Annotated in this window: 20 protein-coding genes and 1 pseudogene; 4 read left to right on the top strand and 17 right to left on the bottom strand. The window is 54.3% G+C overall.

Annotated elements, in window-relative coordinates; translation table 11 throughout:
* Positions 1–151: 151 nt before the first annotated feature.
* The 5 genes from BCA33_RS01150 to BCA33_RS01130 all read right to left on the bottom strand — a co-directional run bounded on the left by BCA33_RS01150 (position 152) and on the right by BCA33_RS01130 (position 3,741).
* Complete coding sequence (locus BCA33_RS01150; RefSeq protein ID WP_071262986.1) at positions 152–1,081, bottom strand: NHL repeat-containing protein; 930 nt, start codon at positions 1,079–1,081, stop codon at positions 152–154.
* 45 nt (positions 1,082–1,126) lie between these two features.
* The gene (locus BCA33_RS01145) at positions 1,127–1,417 is read right to left on the bottom strand and encodes a heavy-metal-associated domain-containing protein (protein ID WP_071262985.1); all 291 of its coding nucleotides are present in this window, start codon (positions 1,415–1,417) and stop codon (positions 1,127–1,129) included.
* A 21-nt stretch (positions 1,418–1,438) separates the two neighbouring features.
* Positions 1,439–2,254 carry a hypothetical protein gene (locus tag BCA33_RS01140; RefSeq protein ID WP_139172846.1) on the bottom strand — a complete coding sequence of 272 codons (816 nt, stop codon included), beginning with the start codon at positions 2,252–2,254 and terminating at the stop codon, positions 1,439–1,441.
* A gap of 142 nt (positions 2,255–2,396) precedes the next feature.
* The gene (dmeF, locus tag BCA33_RS01135; RefSeq protein ID WP_071262983.1) at positions 2,397–3,350 is read right to left on the bottom strand and encodes a CDF family Co(II)/Ni(II) efflux transporter DmeF; all 954 of its coding nucleotides are present in this window, start codon (positions 3,348–3,350) and stop codon (positions 2,397–2,399) included.
* 112 nt (positions 3,351–3,462) lie between these two features.
* Positions 3,463–3,741 carry a metal/formaldehyde-sensitive transcriptional repressor gene (locus tag BCA33_RS01130; RefSeq protein WP_071262981.1) on the bottom strand — a complete coding sequence of 93 codons (279 nt, stop codon included), beginning with the start codon at positions 3,739–3,741 and terminating at the stop codon, positions 3,463–3,465.
* 202 nt (positions 3,742–3,943) lie between these two features.
* Here BCA33_RS01130 and BCA33_RS20145 point away from each other — a divergent pair, with 202 nt between their 5' ends.
* The 4 genes from BCA33_RS20145 to BCA33_RS01110 all read left to right on the top strand — a co-directional run bounded on the left by BCA33_RS20145 (position 3,944) and on the right by BCA33_RS01110 (position 6,108).
* Positions 3,944–4,324: a hypothetical protein gene (locus BCA33_RS20145; protein WP_139172845.1), complete on the top strand. Its 381-nt coding sequence runs from the start codon at positions 3,944–3,946 to the stop codon at positions 4,322–4,324.
* Between the two features lie 73 nt (positions 4,325–4,397).
* Positions 4,398–5,123, top strand: coding sequence for a HupE/UreJ family protein (locus BCA33_RS01120; protein WP_071262978.1), 726 nt, complete (start codon positions 4,398–4,400; stop codon positions 5,121–5,123).
* 11 nt (positions 5,124–5,134) lie between these two features.
* Positions 5,135–5,731 (top strand): hypothetical protein, encoded by a 597-nt coding sequence (locus BCA33_RS01115; protein ID WP_071262977.1) that lies wholly within the window; start codon positions 5,135–5,137, stop codon positions 5,729–5,731.
* Between the two features lie 29 nt (positions 5,732–5,760).
* Positions 5,761–6,108: a DUF6488 family protein gene (locus BCA33_RS01110; protein WP_071262976.1), complete on the top strand. Its 348-nt coding sequence runs from the start codon at positions 5,761–5,763 to the stop codon at positions 6,106–6,108.
* A 97-nt stretch (positions 6,109–6,205) separates the two neighbouring features.
* Here BCA33_RS01110 and BCA33_RS01105 read toward each other — a convergent pair whose 3' ends face one another.
* The 12 genes and pseudogenes from BCA33_RS01105 to BCA33_RS01060 all read right to left on the bottom strand — a co-directional run bounded on the left by BCA33_RS01105 (position 6,206) and on the right by BCA33_RS01060 (position 16,028).
* On the bottom strand, positions 6,206–6,613 hold the full coding sequence (locus tag BCA33_RS01105; protein WP_071262975.1) for a hypothetical protein: 408 nt from the start codon (positions 6,611–6,613) through the stop codon (positions 6,206–6,208).
* 17 nt (positions 6,614–6,630) lie between these two features.
* On the bottom strand, positions 6,631–7,161 hold the full coding sequence (locus BCA33_RS01100) for a sulfur transferase domain-containing protein (protein ID WP_254774074.1): 531 nt from the start codon (positions 7,159–7,161) through the stop codon (positions 6,631–6,633).
* A gap of 33 nt (positions 7,162–7,194) precedes the next feature.
* Positions 7,195–7,608: a DUF6691 family protein gene (locus tag BCA33_RS01095; RefSeq protein WP_071262974.1), complete on the bottom strand. Its 414-nt coding sequence runs from the start codon at positions 7,606–7,608 to the stop codon at positions 7,195–7,197.
* Positions 7,605–8,066: a YeeE/YedE family protein gene (locus BCA33_RS01090; RefSeq protein ID WP_071262973.1), complete on the bottom strand. Its 462-nt coding sequence runs from the start codon at positions 8,064–8,066 to the stop codon at positions 7,605–7,607. Before BCA33_RS01090 ends, BCA33_RS01095 begins: the two co-directional genes overlap by 4 nt.
* A gap of 206 nt (positions 8,067–8,272) precedes the next feature.
* Positions 8,273–8,971, bottom strand: coding sequence for an MBL fold metallo-hydrolase (locus BCA33_RS01085; RefSeq protein ID WP_071262972.1), 699 nt, complete (start codon positions 8,969–8,971; stop codon positions 8,273–8,275).
* A gap of 103 nt (positions 8,972–9,074) precedes the next feature.
* Positions 9,075–10,334 (bottom strand): TolC family protein, encoded by a 1,260-nt coding sequence (locus BCA33_RS01080; RefSeq protein ID WP_071262971.1) that lies wholly within the window; start codon positions 10,332–10,334, stop codon positions 9,075–9,077.
* Positions 10,331–13,475 (bottom strand): annotated as a pseudogene (locus BCA33_RS01075) (efflux RND transporter permease subunit). The gene BCA33_RS01080 and the pseudogene BCA33_RS01075 overlap by 4 nt, the downstream one beginning before the upstream one ends.
* A gap of 63 nt (positions 13,476–13,538) precedes the next feature.
* A complete protein-coding gene (locus tag BCA33_RS01070) occupies positions 13,539–13,880 on the bottom strand; it encodes a copper-binding protein (RefSeq protein ID WP_071262970.1) in 342 nt (113 codons plus the stop codon).
* A gap of 3 nt (positions 13,881–13,883) precedes the next feature.
* Positions 13,884–15,203, bottom strand: a complete 1,320-nt coding sequence (locus tag BCA33_RS01065; RefSeq protein ID WP_071262969.1) for an efflux RND transporter periplasmic adaptor subunit — start codon at positions 15,201–15,203, stop codon at positions 13,884–13,886.
* On the bottom strand, positions 15,161–15,397 hold the full coding sequence (locus BCA33_RS20140; protein ID WP_139172844.1) for a hypothetical protein: 237 nt from the start codon (positions 15,395–15,397) through the stop codon (positions 15,161–15,163). The genes BCA33_RS01065 and BCA33_RS20140 overlap by 43 nt, the downstream gene beginning before the upstream one ends.
* Positions 15,398–15,416: 19 nt before the next feature.
* Positions 15,417–15,560 carry a hypothetical protein gene (locus BCA33_RS20405; RefSeq protein ID WP_175469662.1) on the bottom strand — a complete coding sequence of 48 codons (144 nt, stop codon included), beginning with the start codon at positions 15,558–15,560 and terminating at the stop codon, positions 15,417–15,419.
* An 81-nt stretch (positions 15,561–15,641) separates the two neighbouring features.
* Positions 15,642–16,028 carry a hypothetical protein gene (locus BCA33_RS01060; RefSeq protein WP_071262968.1) on the bottom strand — a complete coding sequence of 129 codons (387 nt, stop codon included), beginning with the start codon at positions 16,026–16,028 and terminating at the stop codon, positions 15,642–15,644.
* Between the last annotated feature and the right edge of the window lie 51 nt (positions 16,029–16,079).

The raw sequence follows: 16,079 nt of genomic DNA, 5'->3' as shown, positions 1-16,079 counted from the left end.
AGTGGGTGCCCATACCGAGGCTCTCGATTGACGACATGAGTTTACGGGCCCATTTAGTAAATGTAAACGATAACAATTTCTATTCAGAATGGGTCTGCAGGCAATCTGGTGACGGTTGTTAAGGGGATTAAGAGGAGAATTGCCACGATCTTTATTTTTTCTTTGGGCGCCACTTTTCTATATGATTGTCAGCAAAATTAGCCGTCCAGACAGTGCCGTCACCGTCTACCGCGACCGCAATCTCGGTTTGTCCGGGTTTGCCTGATGAGTTTCCAAATGACGTCAGGTAAATGCCGTCAGACGTAAATTTCTGAATCCGATCATTATAAAAATCAGCCACGAATACGTTGCCTTCAGGCCCGACGGTTATGGAAGTGACTGTGGCAAACCAGCCTTTGAAGGGGCCGTAGATGTTGAGCCCAAAAGGCCCGCCCCATTTACGCACATACTCGCCGTTGGCGTTAAACTGCTGAACCCGGTCGTTATAGCCATCCGCGACGTAGAATCCGCCCTTTGGGCTGATGGCTACATCTGTTGGGTAGTTGAACTCACCCGACCAGATGCCTTTCCCGGACCAAATGTTGCGAATCTCACCCTCAGTGGATACATGAACGACCCGTTGGCCGTAAGTGTCGGCAACCAGTAGGCTGCCATCGGCGAACGCTGACGCGCCTGCGGGGCTGTTGAAAGGGTCTTCACTTTCTATCGCGGTCAGATAGCGCCCGTCGATTGAAAAAACGTGCACAACATCCTTGAAGTAATCGGGTACATAAAGCCGTTCGTTAGCAATCGACAGATTCATCGGACGCTCAAGCTGGTCCTGACCAAAGGACCGCCGGAAGTTTCCATTTTTGTCGAACACCTGAATACGGCTGTTGCGGGCGTCGGCGACAAACACTTCGGTCGCGGTAACGGCAATGCCAGTGGGATCATTGAACTGGCCCGGTTGATCGCCTTTTTCGCCCCAGGCCATGACCTGCGTGTAGGGCGCTTCCTGATTCCAGTTGAAGGCGCCACAGCTCTGCAAGAGCAGGGCCGATATGGCGACAGTGGCCACTGTGATGGTTTTTCGCATTGGCATTTAAACCCTTGTGATATCGAACGTCCTGGCCGGGCAAGCGGCTATTCAGATCGTCTCTTTTTCCATGCTGCGAAAGGTGAAGCCGGCATCGTCAAACAGCTTTTCCATTTCTGGCTCAGACAGTTCAACCCCTTCAGTGACGATCACACTCACAAGGCCTTTGTTAAGATCAATGTCGATATCAGTGACGCCTTCAACCTGATTGAGCTTTTTCTCAATGCCGTAGGCGCAGTAGGGGCAGGCAAGCCCATCAACGCGCATTGAATAACGGGTATCGGCTATCGCCGCTCCGATCAGAGTCACTGACAGTAGCAGGGCGTAAAAGATTTTTTTCATGATTGCTGTTCCCGTCGCGATTTAATAGTGGAGCTCCAGCTCCAGAGTGGCGCGATAGTCTGTATTCTGCTGCGCGCCGTTGAGGTCATGAATGATCGGAAGCTGCACCCCGGTTTTGACGGCGACATTGCGGTAGGTCCACATAAGTCCCGGGCTGATAAACCATTCGGAGCCTCCGGAATCGGCGACACTGGCCCCATTCATCCGGGCGCGCTGGATGTACTCGCCGTTGAGCTCAAGCATCCATACCCAGTCGGGTTCAAGGTAGGTCGTGGGCGCAAACCGGATACCGCCAACCAGGTCGAAAAGCACTTTGTCGCCACGCTCGAATCCGCCGTCACCTTCGCCGTTGCGCCGATAGCGCAGGGCGGTCCAGCGGTACCATTTGCGGCCTTCGTAACCGTAAGTGAGCCCGGCGATCACATCAGTTGCGTTATTACCCACCTGATCGTCACCGGCGGTATCCAGAATGGTAGCCAGCGATGCTGCTGCGGATTCCTGCACCCCAAGCTGGTCATTGCGCCAGAATCGGTATTTCGTGGATAGCCCAATATCGCCACGCCCCGATACACTTGCACCCGGGCTGTTCAGGTCGGAGTAGGGTGCTTCAGTACCCACAGTCCAATCGCTGGTAATTCCGTAATTGACAGCCACTGCGTACTCATTCTCTGAATCCTCGCCCGCTTTTTTCCGCAAGGCACCGGCGTGGAATTCAAAGCCCCCCTTGAAGAGCGTGTGAGGTCCTAATCCGAAAACCGGATCGTGGGCGTAACTCGCCAGTGGTACTAGCGAAAGCCCTAGAACACAGGTTCCGAACCGCCGTCTGTTTAATTTCAACCTTTGTCTCCCCTGAAAACAGCTGGTCCGCGTGGTTACTAACCAGACCAGCACAGGATAGTGGCTGGAGTTAACTCCAGGTCAAGCGTTTTTTCCAATGCGGAAAAGCTTCGATTCCGCGAATAGTTCATAAATGAAGGCATTAAAAAAGGACGGAATTCAATGGACAGGTCTCGACTTCCACGGTCACATGCACGAGCGATGAATTATTTTTTTGGATGCGTTCGCGATAATGTCCGGGCGACTGTGGGTTATGGGTAACGACCGCGGCAATAGCAGCGTATAGATTCGGCCCGATCGACCACACATGAAGGTCACTTAGCCGCGTATCACCGCACTCCACCACACGCTTTATGTCCTGCTCGATAGCAGTCTGTTGCTGATCAAGCAATACGCTCGAAGTTGCCTGCAACAATCCCCAGGACCAGCGAGTGACGAGAATAGCACCAACAATGCCCATCGCGGGGTCCATCCAGTTCCAACCGGCGTATTTGCCGGCAAGCAAGGCGACGATGGCCAGAACAGAGGTGAGCGCGTCGGCCAGCACGTGAAAATAGGCGGCGCGGCGATTGTGGTCGTGATGCCGGTGATCTTGGGGTTTGTGTGAACCGTCTTCGTAATGTGCATGGCTGTGGTCATGGTCGTCGCCGAGAATCCATGCCGATACGCCATTGACAATCAGGCCCACAATTGCAACAAAAATGGCACCGTTGAACGATATAGCAGCCGGGTTCAGAAAACGGTCGACGCTTTCAATCACCATAAAAAATGCGAAGCCGGCCAGCAGTATGGCGCCGGTGAATCCCCCCAGCGCATTAACCTTGCCAGTACCAAAACTGAAGCGGGAGTTGGTGGCGTTTCTCCTGGCATAGGTGTATGCAAAAGCAGCAATGCCCAATGCAGTCGCATGCGAGCCCATGTGTAATCCGTCAGCGAGCAGTGCCATGGAGCCATAGATCAAGCCCGCTGCAATTTCCCAGACCATCATCACCAGAGTTAGTATGACGACGATCAGCGTACGTTTTTCACCGGACCGGCGTTGATCTTGCCCAAACGTGTGATCGTGATGCAATCCTGCGATATTTTCTTCGTACATGCGCCTGTGTTCCTGGTAATGAGTGGAGCCTCTTAATACACCTCGTATTCAGGCCAAGGGGCTTTAATCAGGGGGGTGGGCGTTCGGCATTTCCCGAATGACGAGATGGTCCCTACTTGAGATATGTGCGAATGACGCTGATCAGCTCGTCAGCTCCCTTGCGACGCTCTGCGTCGCTTTCGATGTCGGGATGAGCGACGTGCATCTGAATATGATCCTCCATGACTTCCGCCATGAGGCCATTCATGGCACCGCGCACAGCCGCGATCTGGTGTAGCACCTCGGCGCAGCCTTTGTCCGCCTCGATCGCACGTTCCAGTGCTTCGACTTGACCACGCATACGTCGTACGCGTCCCAGCAACTTGGGTTTGTTTTGAGTGATATGGCTCATGGGTGACTCATAGATAGTAATCTGAATTATACAATAGGGGGCTAGGGTATATTAATAGCCAGAAATAGCCAACCATCTCTATTGTCTCCAGCCTGGCTTTAACCCCGTTTCCCGGCCTTCCTTTAGCAAAAACATACTTTTGCAATGAATACAGTATTTGGATAGTCTTCAAACCTGATTTGAGCAACTGATAAGTGAGTCTGTGTCTCTGAACCAAACCCAATCTGTCACTGGCAAAGCAATTTTGGTAGTCACAGTGCTGTCATTGCTTATCCTTTTTCGTGGTGCGTGGGCCTCGGATCAGAGCGTTCACCAGGCTTCCCAAAGCCTGTCTTTGATCGAGTTCGCTCAAAATCATGGGCATTTTCACGACTCTTCTCTTGATCACCTTCATATCGATTCCGTCGAGATGACCGACGGCGACCACTTGATGCTCCATGTGATGGGTGCGTTTGAAAACCATATGCCTTTGACTATTGCAGCGATGCCACTTCCTTCCGGGCGGGATGCGCCCGAATTGCAAAGACCTCCGTCGCCTCTGTCTGAGCAGGCATCCTCGCTGTATCGCCCTCCGAAAGCCTGAAGTCCACACCTGATTTTGGCGCCATAGACAGCGCCGTTCACAAGTTCTGATTTCACAATTCGGAGATAACCGGATGTCATTTTTGCCGTTACTGCGCTTTTCCGGCGTAGACAGGCGTGGGCTTTTGCTTTTTGCGACTGCCTTCGTCAGCCTGTTCTTTTCCACTCTGCTCTTTGCCCATGGCGTTGAAGAAGGCGATGCCCTGTTCATTGAGCAAGCCAGCGGGGCACAGCTGTTGCCCTTTATCTATCTCGGTGCCAAGCACATGGTGACCGGTTATGACCACTTACTGTTCCTGGCGGGGGTCATTTTCTTCCTGTATCGAATGAAAGATGTGGGCATCTACGTGACCCTCTTTGCCGTTGGCCACAGCGTCACGCTTTTGTATGGCGTGCTCAGCGAGACCAACGTCAACGCCTACATGGTCGATGCCATTATCGGATTTTCCGTGGTCTATAAGGCGATGGATAACCTCGGTGCTTTTCGGCGCTGGTTCGGGTTTCAACCCAACACCAAAGCGGCCGTTCTCATCTTCGGGTTCTTCCACGGCTTTGGTCTGGCGACCAAGCTTCAGGACTTTACGCTGTCTGAAGATGGCCTGGTGGCAAACATCCTCGCGTTCAATGTGGGCGTCGAGATCGGTCAGTTGATGGCTTTGAGCGTCATTCTGATTGCCATGAATTTCTGGCGCAGAACCGACTTTTTCCCGCGTCAGGCGTTGGCCGCCAACGTTCTTCTTATGAGTGCCGGCTTTATGTTGATGGGTTATCAACTAACCGGTCTGTACACCGTTTCCTGAGGACATAGATCATGCAAGACATTTCAAATATGGATCGCGAAGGGCTGCCATCGACAAAGAGCCTGATCAAGGCAACCGGTATTGCCGCTGTCATTGGCCTGCTGACTCTGATCATAGCTATTCTGCCTGCAGAATACGGTATTGATCCGACCGGGCTGGGAGGGGCTATGGGACTGACCATGCTCAGCCAGGCAAATGCTGCGGAGCCGGCATCTTCGGAGGTTGGCTCATCGTCCGACAACCTGCTCGCGCTTCCCGCAGGCCCCGTGTGGAAGACGTCGGGCAAGCTGAGTTCCGATACAACAAGAGTCACTCTGGAACCGGACGAGGGCCTTGAGGTAAAGGCCACCATGAACGCAGGCGACCGCATGGTTTTCAACTGGGCCTCGGAAGGCGGCCCCGTTAACTTCGACATGCACGGTGAGCGTTATAACGACGGCGACAATTTCACCAGCTACTGGCAGGGAAGAAATGAACCCGCTGCAAACGGTGCTTTCGAGGCGCCATTTGACGGCACCCATGGCTGGTATTGGCGAAATCGCGGCGACGAGACGGTTACCATCGTGCTCCGAACCAGCGGTTTTTACGACGGCATCACCAAGAAGTAATCAATTAATCATCGTTAAGGAGTTATTCCATGAAAAACATCATTCTTTCGTTCACAGTCGCTCTCGTTTTTTCATTCGCTGGACAGGCGTTTGCGGGTGCCGGGCATAGCCACGGCGTATCGGAGCCTATTTCCAAAGCACAGGCAACCCAGAAGGCAGCGACCGTAAAGCAGCAACTGATCAGTTCGAACCAGGTCTCTTCCGCATGGAGCGATATCGAAGGCAGTAGTGCCCAGCAACGTTCGAGCTCAGCCGGTAGCCTTTGGGTAGTGGAGTACGCCAACCCCAAGGCTACGGATGAGAACAAGTCCAGGCTGTTCGTGTTCGTCGATGAATTCGGCAACCCGGTTGGGGCGAACCACACCGGCGATCTGTAACATCCAGGCGGCATAATGAGGGCGTGCTACTCAATGGGTAGCACGCCCTTTTTATTTGGGCCAGTAGATATGATGATCGTCGATCACGAAGTCGTGTTCATGGATTTTGTGTGAATGTCTGTGGGTGTGGTGGTGGGGTTCTGGGCCTCCCATCCTTCATGTTCGTGTTGACGATTTGCATGGCCCCCGCAGAAGAGACCGCCATGCTCAGGGCAAGCAACCCTCGGAGTCTTGGTGTTTTCAGATAGATACGTGCGCCTTTGGTGACTCTCGTCCAGAAGGGCTCACCGAGAGAGCCGTCAGTGCGAGCGGGCAAGGTGACGGATAGGACGAAAGCGGCGGAAAGGACAAAGGCAAAACCATTCATCAGAAACAGTACATCAAACGTCATGATGGTAATCAGAGCCGCCACCACGCAGGCTCGCAGGATATCCAGCAGAGAGCGGCGCGGAAGTTTCTGGGCAACAGCACCAAACAGCGGCGCGATGACCACATAGGCGATCATTTTAAGCGCCAGCGCGATTACCTAGGCACTGAAAAGGCGCTTGTAGGTGCGAATTCTAAGTGGGGAGAAGATACCCAATCGGTACATCTTATCAACCTCACGATCTTCCGATCAGTTTTGCACCACCCGATTCCGATACGCCTCAAGATCGCCTCGCAGCGGCTCCAGGTCAAAGCCGGCTGCACTGGCCTTGCCGAGAAGGTCCGTGACCGGATGGTGAGCCGCATTGGCATAGGCCCACAAGTGATGGCGCGCTTACCGGTGCGACAATAGCTCAGAACCGGGTCCGTGGATGATTGCAAGGCGCGGGCAAAAGCCTCGATGTCTTCAGGTGCGTACTTTCCCGGTTCGACCGGAATCTCGCGCCAGGTTATACCCAGCGACTCTGCCTTCGTTTTCAGGGTTTCGGTATCCGGCTGGTCGTCGGTTTCATTTCTGGGTCGGCTGGCAATAATGGTGCGGAAACCCGCGTTTGCCAGTTGTTCAATGTCGTCAATACCAGGTTGCGCCATTACGCTGTATTGATCGTCAATTTTTTTAATATCCATGGAATATCTCCTTCAAGGATTTGAGGGTTGAGCCTATTGAACAAAAGGCGAGCGCCTGGCGACCCACCAGCCTGCAATCATTGCAAACAGCATGGCAATAAGCGGGTATGAGGAGTTACCGATCGAGGCGAATGCCGGCCCCGGGCAATAGCCCGACAGTCCCCAGCCAATTCCAAACAAAGCGGCCCCCATAAGGAGCTTCCCGTCCAGATCATGGCGGGTTGGTAACCGGAAGCTATCGCCCCACATTGGCTTGGCTTGACGGAGTATCACGCGATATCCGATAAACGTCGTTATTACCGCTCCGCCCAGCACGAATAGCAGTGTTGGATCCCAAGCCCCGAAGATGTCCAGAAACCCTAAAACACGTGTGGGATCTGTCATTCCACCAAGCCCAAGTCCAACACCAAAAAGTAACCCGGCGATATAGCCGAAGAATGCTCTCATACGGCACCTCCAATCACATGTCGGGTCAAGAAAACGACGACCATGGCCGCCAGAAGAAAGACTAATGTTGCGACCAGCGATCGCCGCGACAACCTTGCAAGCCCGCAAACGCCATGGCCACTGGTACAGCCGCTGCCGACGCCAGTGCCGATGCCTACAAGCAGTCCTGCGATTAGCATCAAAGGGATACCGCCGGATGGAGCACCAATAACAGCCTGTGATGAGTCGGCGGCGTTGCCAAGGCCGCCAAATAGCATCAAAAGTAGTGGACCACTTACCAGACCAAGTAGAAACATCAATCGCCAACCCAGCTCATCACGGTTGGGTTTATCCAAAAAAAGACCGGCAAGAATGCCACTAATCCCAGCAACCCGACCAAGCGTCGCCATCAGAAAAACGGCAGACAGGCCGATGAACCCGCCTCCAATCAGGCCTTGAATATTTGAAGTCCAATCCATTAAATTCTCCCCGTGTAAGCTCAATCCTAACTCTCGTGTATTTGGTCATCCAGAGCTTTCCACGCATGTTTGGCTGACTAATGGTTGCCATCATTGCAGGCTGCTTTCTGTATGAGGTAGGTCTCTACTGCGTCGGCGTTGGCAAAATAGAGATTCTCATCGATTCAAATAATATATCCTTGGGTAAAAATCCTTGCTCACAAGCGTCACTGTTGCTTTCCGCATGCCAGATTTGCCGGCACGGCAATATCCATCAGCTTGGGGTCGGGCAAATCCAGATTATTCATAATCTGGGCGTACTCGGCTTCCGATTTGCCCGCCAAACGTGGGTTGTAATGTTTTTCCTCGTAGATGGAAGAGCTCAGCATTCCTTTGTAGTCATGGGCCGGATAAACCAACGTATCGTCTGGCAAGCAGAACAGCTTGTTGACGATGGAGTCGTAGCTTTTGCGCGGATCGCCGCCCTGGAAATCCGTCCGGCCACTGCCGCGAATCAATAGCACATCTCCCGTGAAGACCGCCTGCTGGCTGCCCTGATTCCAGTAAAAACTGAAGGATTCATCCGTGTGGCCCGGCGTGTATATGGCTTCCAGGCGGATGCCGTCGATGTCGATCCGGTCGCCTTCCGACACATGCTCTGACACGCATTCCGCCTTGGTAAATTCACCCATGACGGTGACGCACTGGGTGGCGTCACGCAGAGCGCCCAGGGCGGTGACGTGATCAGCGTGCGTGTGGGTGTCGATTGCCCTGACAAGCTTGAGGCCAAGTTGGTCAATCAATACAAGATAGGCATCCGTAGACTCTTTTACAGGGTCGATGATCAATGCTTCACGACCCCGGCCGGACGCAATGAGGTAGGTATAGGTGCTGGACGTTTTGTCAAAAATCTGACGGAACAGCATAAAATTTATCCTTGCGATGAATTCATAATGATCTAAGCTTGTAACCTAAAGTAATAACAAGGGAGGCACCTGTCAATCACAAAAGAAGTGACCTCCATGCCTCTTATTGAACAGCCGTGGCCTCTGGCAGCCAGCTTTCAAGCTGACCCAACGCGGCGAACAGTTGCTTTTGAAGTCTCGCTTTCTCCAGTTTGAGCGCCGTCAGTTTTCGGGCGCTGTCGATGGCGGCTTCGATATCGCCACGCCCGCTGCCGATTTCGTCCAGCATCGCCTGCCAGTGTGCGGTCTGGTTCGGCACCTGCCGGTCCTTAAGAATATCCAGTCGCGAATAGCTGGCGCGGATCGCCGCAATCGCCTGGGCGGTCGCGGCCTGCCATTCTCGGCGGGTCTGGAGCAGGTTCCACTCCTGTTGTGCCAGTTGGGATTTTGCCTGTTGTACCGCGCTGCTTTGGCGGCGTCCGGTGAAGGGTATCTGAACACCAAAGCCGATGGTCCAGCGTTTGTCCTCGTCGGCCCAGAGACTGTTGTAGCCCGCATTTGCGGTAAAAGAAGGGCGCTGATCGGCTTCTTTTTCTTTTAGCCTGGCGGCGGCGGCTTCTTTTCGGGCTTTGACAGACAACAACAACGGGTGCGCGTCAGTGATGCTGGCTGTCCGTGGTAAAGCTGAAAACGGAGGAACCCGCAATGAAACAGGCTGCGAACCGGGCTCAACCCCCAACAGCGGCAACAGGCTGGCACGCAGTTTGTCCTGCTCCTCTCCCAGACCAATAAACTGGGCATCCAGCGCATCAAGTTCCGTTGTGAGCCGCAGCAACTGGCTTTGCGGGGCCTTGCCGTAGGCAAGCCGCTGCTCGGTGATCTCAATAAGCTGCGCAACATGGTTGCGGGTTTGATGGTGCAGTTGAATGGCTTGGTCGATATACCACCAGTTCGCGTAAGCCGCTTTTACCTGCGCTGTTAATTGCCGTTCCGCCCACTGAGCGTCCGCGCGGGCACCTCTTATCTGGGCGGCCGCCGCGTTTTCAGAGGCTTCCAACTGATCTGGCCACGGGAGTTTCTGGGCGATTTCAAAGCGGTGGCCTACTGTACTTCCGCCTTCCAGGGTTTGTGGGGCTAACGCGTATTTCGCCACCGGGTCATCCCAGGTACCGCTGGCTTCGCCAGCGGCGCGGGCCGCGGAGATCGTTTCTCGCGTGCCAGCCAGCGACGCATTGGTGTCGAGTGCCTTTTCAATCCAGTCATTAATATCCGCCGGCCGTCCGGGTTTTACCTCAGCCCAGACATAGCTGACAGACACTGCGATCGTCAGGATGGAACCGGCCAGAATAGAACGGATCAGCGATCGGGTTAGAGCGAATGTCATGATTGAGCTCCTTCACGTACAAAGCGCTTCAGGCGACGAAGCTGCCATAAGTAGAAAATCACAGGAATCAGTAGCAGGGTGAGAATGAGCGTAGTAACCATACCGCCGATCATGGGGCCGGCAATGCGCTGCATCACTTCGGAACCGGTACCAGTGCCAAACATGATGGGCACGAGACCCGCGACGATGGCAGAAAAGGTCATCATGATGGGGCGCACCCGCTGGGCAGCGCCACGGGAAACGGCCTCGCTGAGCAACGTCGGAGTGAGCCTGGACATCTGGTGGTCAACGGATTCCATCGCCTCGCGCAAGGCTTGGTTCAGGTAAACCAGCATCAGCACGCCGATTTCAACGGCAACACCGGCGAGGGCAATAAACCCGACCGCCACCGCTACTGACAGATTGTAGCCCAGCAGATACATCAGCCAGATACCACCGATCATGGCGAAGGGCAGGGTGCCGAGGATGATGCCCACCTCAATGAGATTACGGAAGTTCAGGTATAGCAGTATCAGGATAATGGCAAGCGTCAACGGAACGACCACCGTCAGCCGTTCTTTTGCCCGTTGCATATACTCATACTGACCGGACCAGGTAATGGAATAACCTGCGGGCAGGTCAAGCTCTTCCCGAACCCTTGCCTGCGCGTCCTCAATCCAGGTTCCCAGATCCCGGTCTGCAATATCCACGAGGGTCCAGCCGTTGATGCGACCATTTTCGGATTTGATCATCGGTGGCCCGTTATCAATACGGACATCGGCGACATCAGCCAGGGCAATGCGCTGTCCGTCTGGAGTTACTATCGGCAGTAGCCGCATTTGCTCAACTGAGTCCCGGTATTTCTGGGGGTAGCGCATGTTGATGGGGTAGCGCTCCAGCCCTTCCACCGTGGTTGCCACATCCATGCCCCCGATCGCCGTGCGCACAATGGACTGAATATCCTCTATGTTGAGACCAAAACGGGCGGCGGTGTCACGTTGTATATCCACTTTGATATAGCGCCCACCGGCTACCCGCTCGGAGAAAGCAGAAGCGGTTCCAGGGACTTTGTTGAGAATGGTTTCAAGCTGCTGGCCGATGCTCTCAATAACCGCTAGATCTGCACCGGCCACCTTGATGCCCACGGGGGTTTTGATGCCGGTAGAGAGCATATCGATTCGGGTTTTTATGGGCATGACCCAGGCATTTGTCAGCCCCGGCAGTTTAACGATCCGTTCCAGTTCTTTTCGAACCTTGTCGGGGGTCATGTCCGGCCGCCACTGATCACGGGGTTTGAACTGGATGAAGGTCTCAATCATGGTCAGTGGTGCCGGATCGGTCGCTGTTTCCGCGCGACCGATCTTGCCGAAAACTGTCGCCACTTCTGGCACTGTCGCGATCATTTTGTCGGTCTGTTGCAAAATCTGCCGTGCCTTGCCGATGGATATGCCCGGGTAAGTTGTCGGCATATACATCAGGTCGCCTTCATTGAGTGGCGGCATGAATTCGCTACCCAGTTTATTGGCTGGCCACAGCCCTATCATGAGCACGACCAATCCGCCGATGATCATGATGGCCGGCCGGTGCAACGCCCAGCGAATGACCGGCGAATAAAGCGCTATCAGCATGCGATTGAGAGGGTTGCGGTGCTCCGGGAGAACGTTGCCACGAATGAAATACCCCATTAACACCGGAACCAGTGTAATCGCCAGCCCTGCGGCGGCTGCCATTGCGTAGGTCTTGGTGAATGCCAGCGGAGCAAAGAGCTTGCCTTCCTGTGCCTCCAGGGTGAATACCGGTAAAAAGCTGACGGTGATAATCATCAGTGAAAAGAACAGCGGCGCACCGACTTCCCCGGCCGCCCGGGCGATGACCGACCAGCGGTTCTCAGCCGTCAACGGTGTTTTTTCGATGTGTTTATGGACGTTTTCGATCATCACGATAGCCCCGTCCACCATGGCACCGATGGCGATGGCGATCCCGCCCAAAGACATAATATTGGCGTTGATACCTGATAGTGCATGACCACAAACGCCGCCAGAATGCCCACCGGGAGACTGACAATCACAACCAGGGATGAGCGCAGGTGAAAGAGGAACGCTGCGCAGATCAGAATAACAACGAGGAACTCCTCCACCAGCTTGGTGTAAAGATTGTCCACGGCGTTGTTGATCAGGGTCGAGCGGTCATAGGTGGGCACAATTTCCACACCGTCGGGCAAGCTGGGCTCGATTTCGCGCAGGCGCTGCTTCACGCCCTCAATGGTTGCAAGGGCATTCTCGCCAAACCGCATCACCACAATGCCACCAGCAACCTCGCCCTCGCCATTGAGCTCGGCAATGCCCCGTCGCATCTTGGGCCCCAGCCGGATATCCGCCACATCCTTAAGCAGCAGTGGCTTGCCATTAACGTTTACGCCGAGGGGTATTTGCCGAAGATCATCGGCGTTAGTCAGATAACCGGTCACCCGCACCATGTATTCCGCTTCCGCCATCTCAATCACCGAGGCACCCGCTTCCTGGTTGCCCCGGTTAATCGCCACCTGGATGCGTTGTAACGTAATATCGTGGGCACGAAGACGGTTGGGGTCGACCACCACCTGATATTGTTTGACCATGCCGCCGACGCTGGCCACTTCCGAAACCCCCGGGACGGTTTGAAGTTCAAACTTCAAAAACCAGTCCTGGAGGACCTTAGGTCCACCAGATCATTGTTGCCGCTTCGATCAACCAGCGCGTAGGCAAACACCCAGCCCACACCTGTGGCATCTGGCCCCAGTTCCGGTTTGGCGCTGGCCGGCAATTGCCCGGCCACCTGGCTCAGATATTCCAGTACCCGGGAGCGAGCCCAATACAGGTCGGTATCGTCGTCGAATATCACGTACACGAACGAATCCCCGAAAAAGGAATAGCCGCGAACAGTTTTCGCGCCGGGTACTGACAGCATGGCAGTGGTAAGGGGGTAGGTAACCTGGTCTTCCACAACCTGCGGTGCCTGCCCCGGATAGCTGGTTTTAACGATAACCTGCACGTCCGACAGATCCGGAATGGCATCAATCGGCGTTTCTTTCAGCGAATACAGGCCCCACCCGGTAAGGATCAGTGTGGCAAGAAGCACAAAAAAACGGTTATGGAGTGACCAGTGGATAACGGTATTGATCATATTGTTCATCCGGTTCTGGAATGCGCGGACGCCCGGGTAGTGGTCGCAGGCATCCGCAGGGACCTATTGTTTCTCGATGCGGGTCACTTTTTGCCCGCTTTTCGTCGGGGTGAGAGTGAAGGCAACCGAATCGCCTTTACTGACCGCCTCCATATTGACGCCCGGATCAACCGGAAAACCCATGGTCATGCGCGGCCATTTCAGTTCGGGAATGGGCTCATGGCTGAGCGTCACCTTGCGGCTTTCGGGATCGATGGCTGTGATGACACCGGTGCTATCAACCGCATCAACAGACTGCCCGGACGCCATGCCCGACATGGGGGGCATGGGCTCATCCGCAATGGCCAGCGCAGGAATCGTGACAAAGCCGATGGTCATTGATAGTGCAAGAGTGGTGAGCTTCATGATTTATTCTCCGATGTTTTGTTGTGGCTTGGGCGTGGTTGTCAGGCCTTCGATCACATAGCCCTCGGGTGTTTCGCGAAAGCGAAAGGTGACTTCCTGGTCAATCGCTAGCCCATCGGTACTGACCGACTCTGACAGCCCAAAGGCCATTGTCATGGCGGGCCAGCTCAGTTCCGTTATAGGACCGTGATTCAGCGTGATGCTTGCGGATTCGCTGCCGAGGTCAAGTTCTGAAATCCTCCCGACCCCCGTGATCAACCCTGCGGCTGCGGCGTTCTCTATGCCACTGGATGCGCTGGTCTGGCCGGATTCGAAGCGCAACAGGGCTTCATCCAGGTTGGTTTCCGAGTCGATTAGAAATTGAGCAGATGTAACCACCCGCTGACCTTCATTAAGACCGTCAATGATCACCATGCGATTGCCGACTTCCTGGCCGATACGCACTGGTGCAGGACGAAAATAGCCGTCGCCCTCCGCAACCAGCACGTGCTGACTATTGGTACGCTGGATCAGCGCGGACCTTGGAACGGTCAGTAAGTTTTCACCAATGGGTGCATCCATTGTTAACTGGACGAACATATTGGGTCGCAGGGTACCCTCCGTGTTGGGCACACGAATTCTTGCCTGAAGACTCCGTGTGCGAGGGTCGAGCTCCGGGTAGACGTAATCAATTGTGCCTTGCCATTCCGTGTTGGGGAGTGCCGGGGTCGTGAAACGCACCGTTTGCCCAGCTTTCACCAGCCCCGCCTGACGCTCAAAAAATTCTGCAATTATCCAAACCGAATCCCGACTACCGATCGCCATGATTTCAGTGTCCGGGCGAATATACATACCCGCACGGGCATTCAGGCTCGTTACATAACCGGAGCTGGGTGCAAACATGGTTATCCGCTGCAGCGCTTTTCCATTTTTCTTCAGCGATGCAATCTGGGCGTCCGTCATCCCCAAAGCGCGGAGTTTGTTTCCAGATGCTTCGGCGACCGGGCCGGAGCTGACACGCAGGGCAAGCAGAAACTCCTGCTGGGCGTTGACCAACTCCGGTGAATAGATCTCAAACAGCGGTTCGCTTTTCTCAACGCTTTCGCCGACGGACTTCACATGGAGCATCTCAACCCAGCCAGAAATTCGACTGTGAACCAGAGTTAGCTGATCTTCATTGTCAGTGACGTAACCCACCGTTGAGACGGGAACAGCAACGGCACCCCGCGTCACAGCACCGGTTTTGACTCCGAGGTTAGCGCGAATCTGTGAGTTAATACTGACGCCACCGTCCTCGTTATCTACGCTGTTGTCGTCGTAAACCGGCACCAGATCCATCCCCATGGGGGACTGTCCAGGTTTGTCTCGCCGATAATTAGGTCCATTGGTGCGACCCAGTAAAGCGGTGCTTCTTTGCCTGCCAACTCGCTGGATACGTTCATTGCTGTTCCCGACACTTCAGGCAACACGTATGGACGGCCCAGCCAACCGGCTATAAAGGCAATAGCAACCAGTGCCACTAATAAGGCAAATCGCATTGGTTCTCTCTCCAAATCATCAAATTGAGTGCGGGGGAGTGCAGCGAGACATCATGGTCTGCTGTTCGTCAGCTGACATGCGACTCATCATTTTCTGCAGGTGTTTGTTCATCATGGGATTAGAGACGGTAAGTCCCGCCAGAAGACGTCTGGATGATTTCATGATATTTCCTCGTAATAGCGCACATGCGCCCGCTCAGCCGAATTAGCTGGGAGTTAGACGGGCAAACAAGTCAGGTATTGATTAGGCTATTGAGGTATTCGGTGGGGGAGTCAGGGTATCGAGTATGATGCTGCGATAATCGCCCTCGACAGCGATCGGTAGCTGATCAGGCGTAGACTGGATAACTTGCTTGAATTCGCCAGCAGGAAGCAAAACTGTTGAAAGCCCACAATTACCCTGGCTAATTGCCAGAGAGCAGCTTTCCAGCGTCATGCCACCGCATTTTTCATCAGTTTGGTCTGTAGCGACGCCAAAACTGATTGCTTTGGGGCAGTCTTCCATAACCGGTGCATTTGAGGTCCCAACATGCTGTCCCGGTAACGTCACGGCAAACGACACCATCGGCTGAAAAACCACAATAAGGGTCAGCAGAAAAAGTGCGAATTTGTTAGGCCGTGAGCGTTCCAAGTTAATGGGTTCCTATCGGGTGATTCACATGCTTCAAGGTCGTTTTTGAGC

The sequence above is a fragment of the Marinobacter sp. AC-23 genome (genome assembly GCF_001858325.1).
Lineage (GTDB): Bacteria > Pseudomonadota > Gammaproteobacteria > Pseudomonadales > Oleiphilaceae > Marinobacter.
Note: the sequence above shows the minus strand (reverse complement) of the source record. Positions and strands in the feature narration are given on the sequence as shown.

Coding starts and splice junctions, on each gene's coding strand:
- BCA33_RS01150 (WP_071262986.1), bottom strand. CDS start 1,081: ATGCCAATGCGAAAAACCATCACAGTGGCCACTGTCGCCATATCGGCC.
- BCA33_RS01145 (WP_071262985.1), bottom strand. CDS start 1,417: ATGAAAAAAATCTTTTACGCCCTGCTACTGTCAGTGACTCTGATCGGA.
- dmeF (WP_071262983.1), bottom strand. CDS start 3,350: ATGTACGAAGAAAATATCGCAGGATTGCATCACGATCACACGTTTGGG.
- BCA33_RS01130 (WP_071262981.1), bottom strand. CDS start 3,741: ATGAGCCATATCACTCAAAACAAACCCAAGTTGCTGGGACGCGTACGA.
- BCA33_RS01120 (WP_071262978.1), top strand. CDS start 4,398: ATGTCATTTTTGCCGTTACTGCGCTTTTCCGGCGTAGACAGGCGTGGG.
- BCA33_RS01115 (WP_071262977.1), top strand. CDS start 5,135: ATGCAAGACATTTCAAATATGGATCGCGAAGGGCTGCCATCGACAAAG.
- BCA33_RS01110 (WP_071262976.1), top strand. CDS start 5,761: ATGAAAAACATCATTCTTTCGTTCACAGTCGCTCTCGTTTTTTCATTC.
- BCA33_RS01105 (WP_071262975.1), bottom strand. CDS start 6,613: ATGATCGCCTATGTGGTCATCGCGCCGCTGTTTGGTGCTGTTGCCCAG.
- BCA33_RS01100 (WP_254774074.1), bottom strand. CDS start 7,161: ATGGATATTAAAAAAATTGACGATCAATACAGCGTAATGGCGCAACCT.
- BCA33_RS01095 (WP_071262974.1), bottom strand. CDS start 7,608: ATGAGAGCATTCTTCGGCTATATCGCCGGGTTACTTTTTGGTGTTGGA.
- BCA33_RS01090 (WP_071262973.1), bottom strand. CDS start 8,066: ATGGATTGGACTTCAAATATTCAAGGCCTGATTGGAGGCGGGTTCATC.
- BCA33_RS01085 (WP_071262972.1), bottom strand. CDS start 8,971: ATGCTGTTCCGTCAGATTTTTGACAAAACGTCCAGCACCTATACCTAC.
- BCA33_RS01080 (WP_071262971.1), bottom strand. CDS start 10,334: ATGACATTCGCTCTAACCCGATCGCTGATCCGTTCTATTCTGGCCGGT.
- BCA33_RS01070 (WP_071262970.1), bottom strand. CDS start 13,880: ATGAAGCTCACCACTCTTGCACTATCAATGACCATCGGCTTTGTCACG.
- BCA33_RS01065 (WP_071262969.1), bottom strand. CDS start 15,203: ATGGGGATGGATCTGGTGCCGGTTTACGACGACAACAGCGTAGATAAC.
- BCA33_RS20140 (WP_139172844.1), bottom strand. CDS start 15,397: ATGCGATTTGCCTTATTAGTGGCACTGGTTGCTATTGCCTTTATAGCC.
- BCA33_RS20405 (WP_175469662.1), bottom strand. CDS start 15,560: ATGAAATCATCCAGACGTCTTCTGGCGGGACTTACCGTCTCTAATCCC.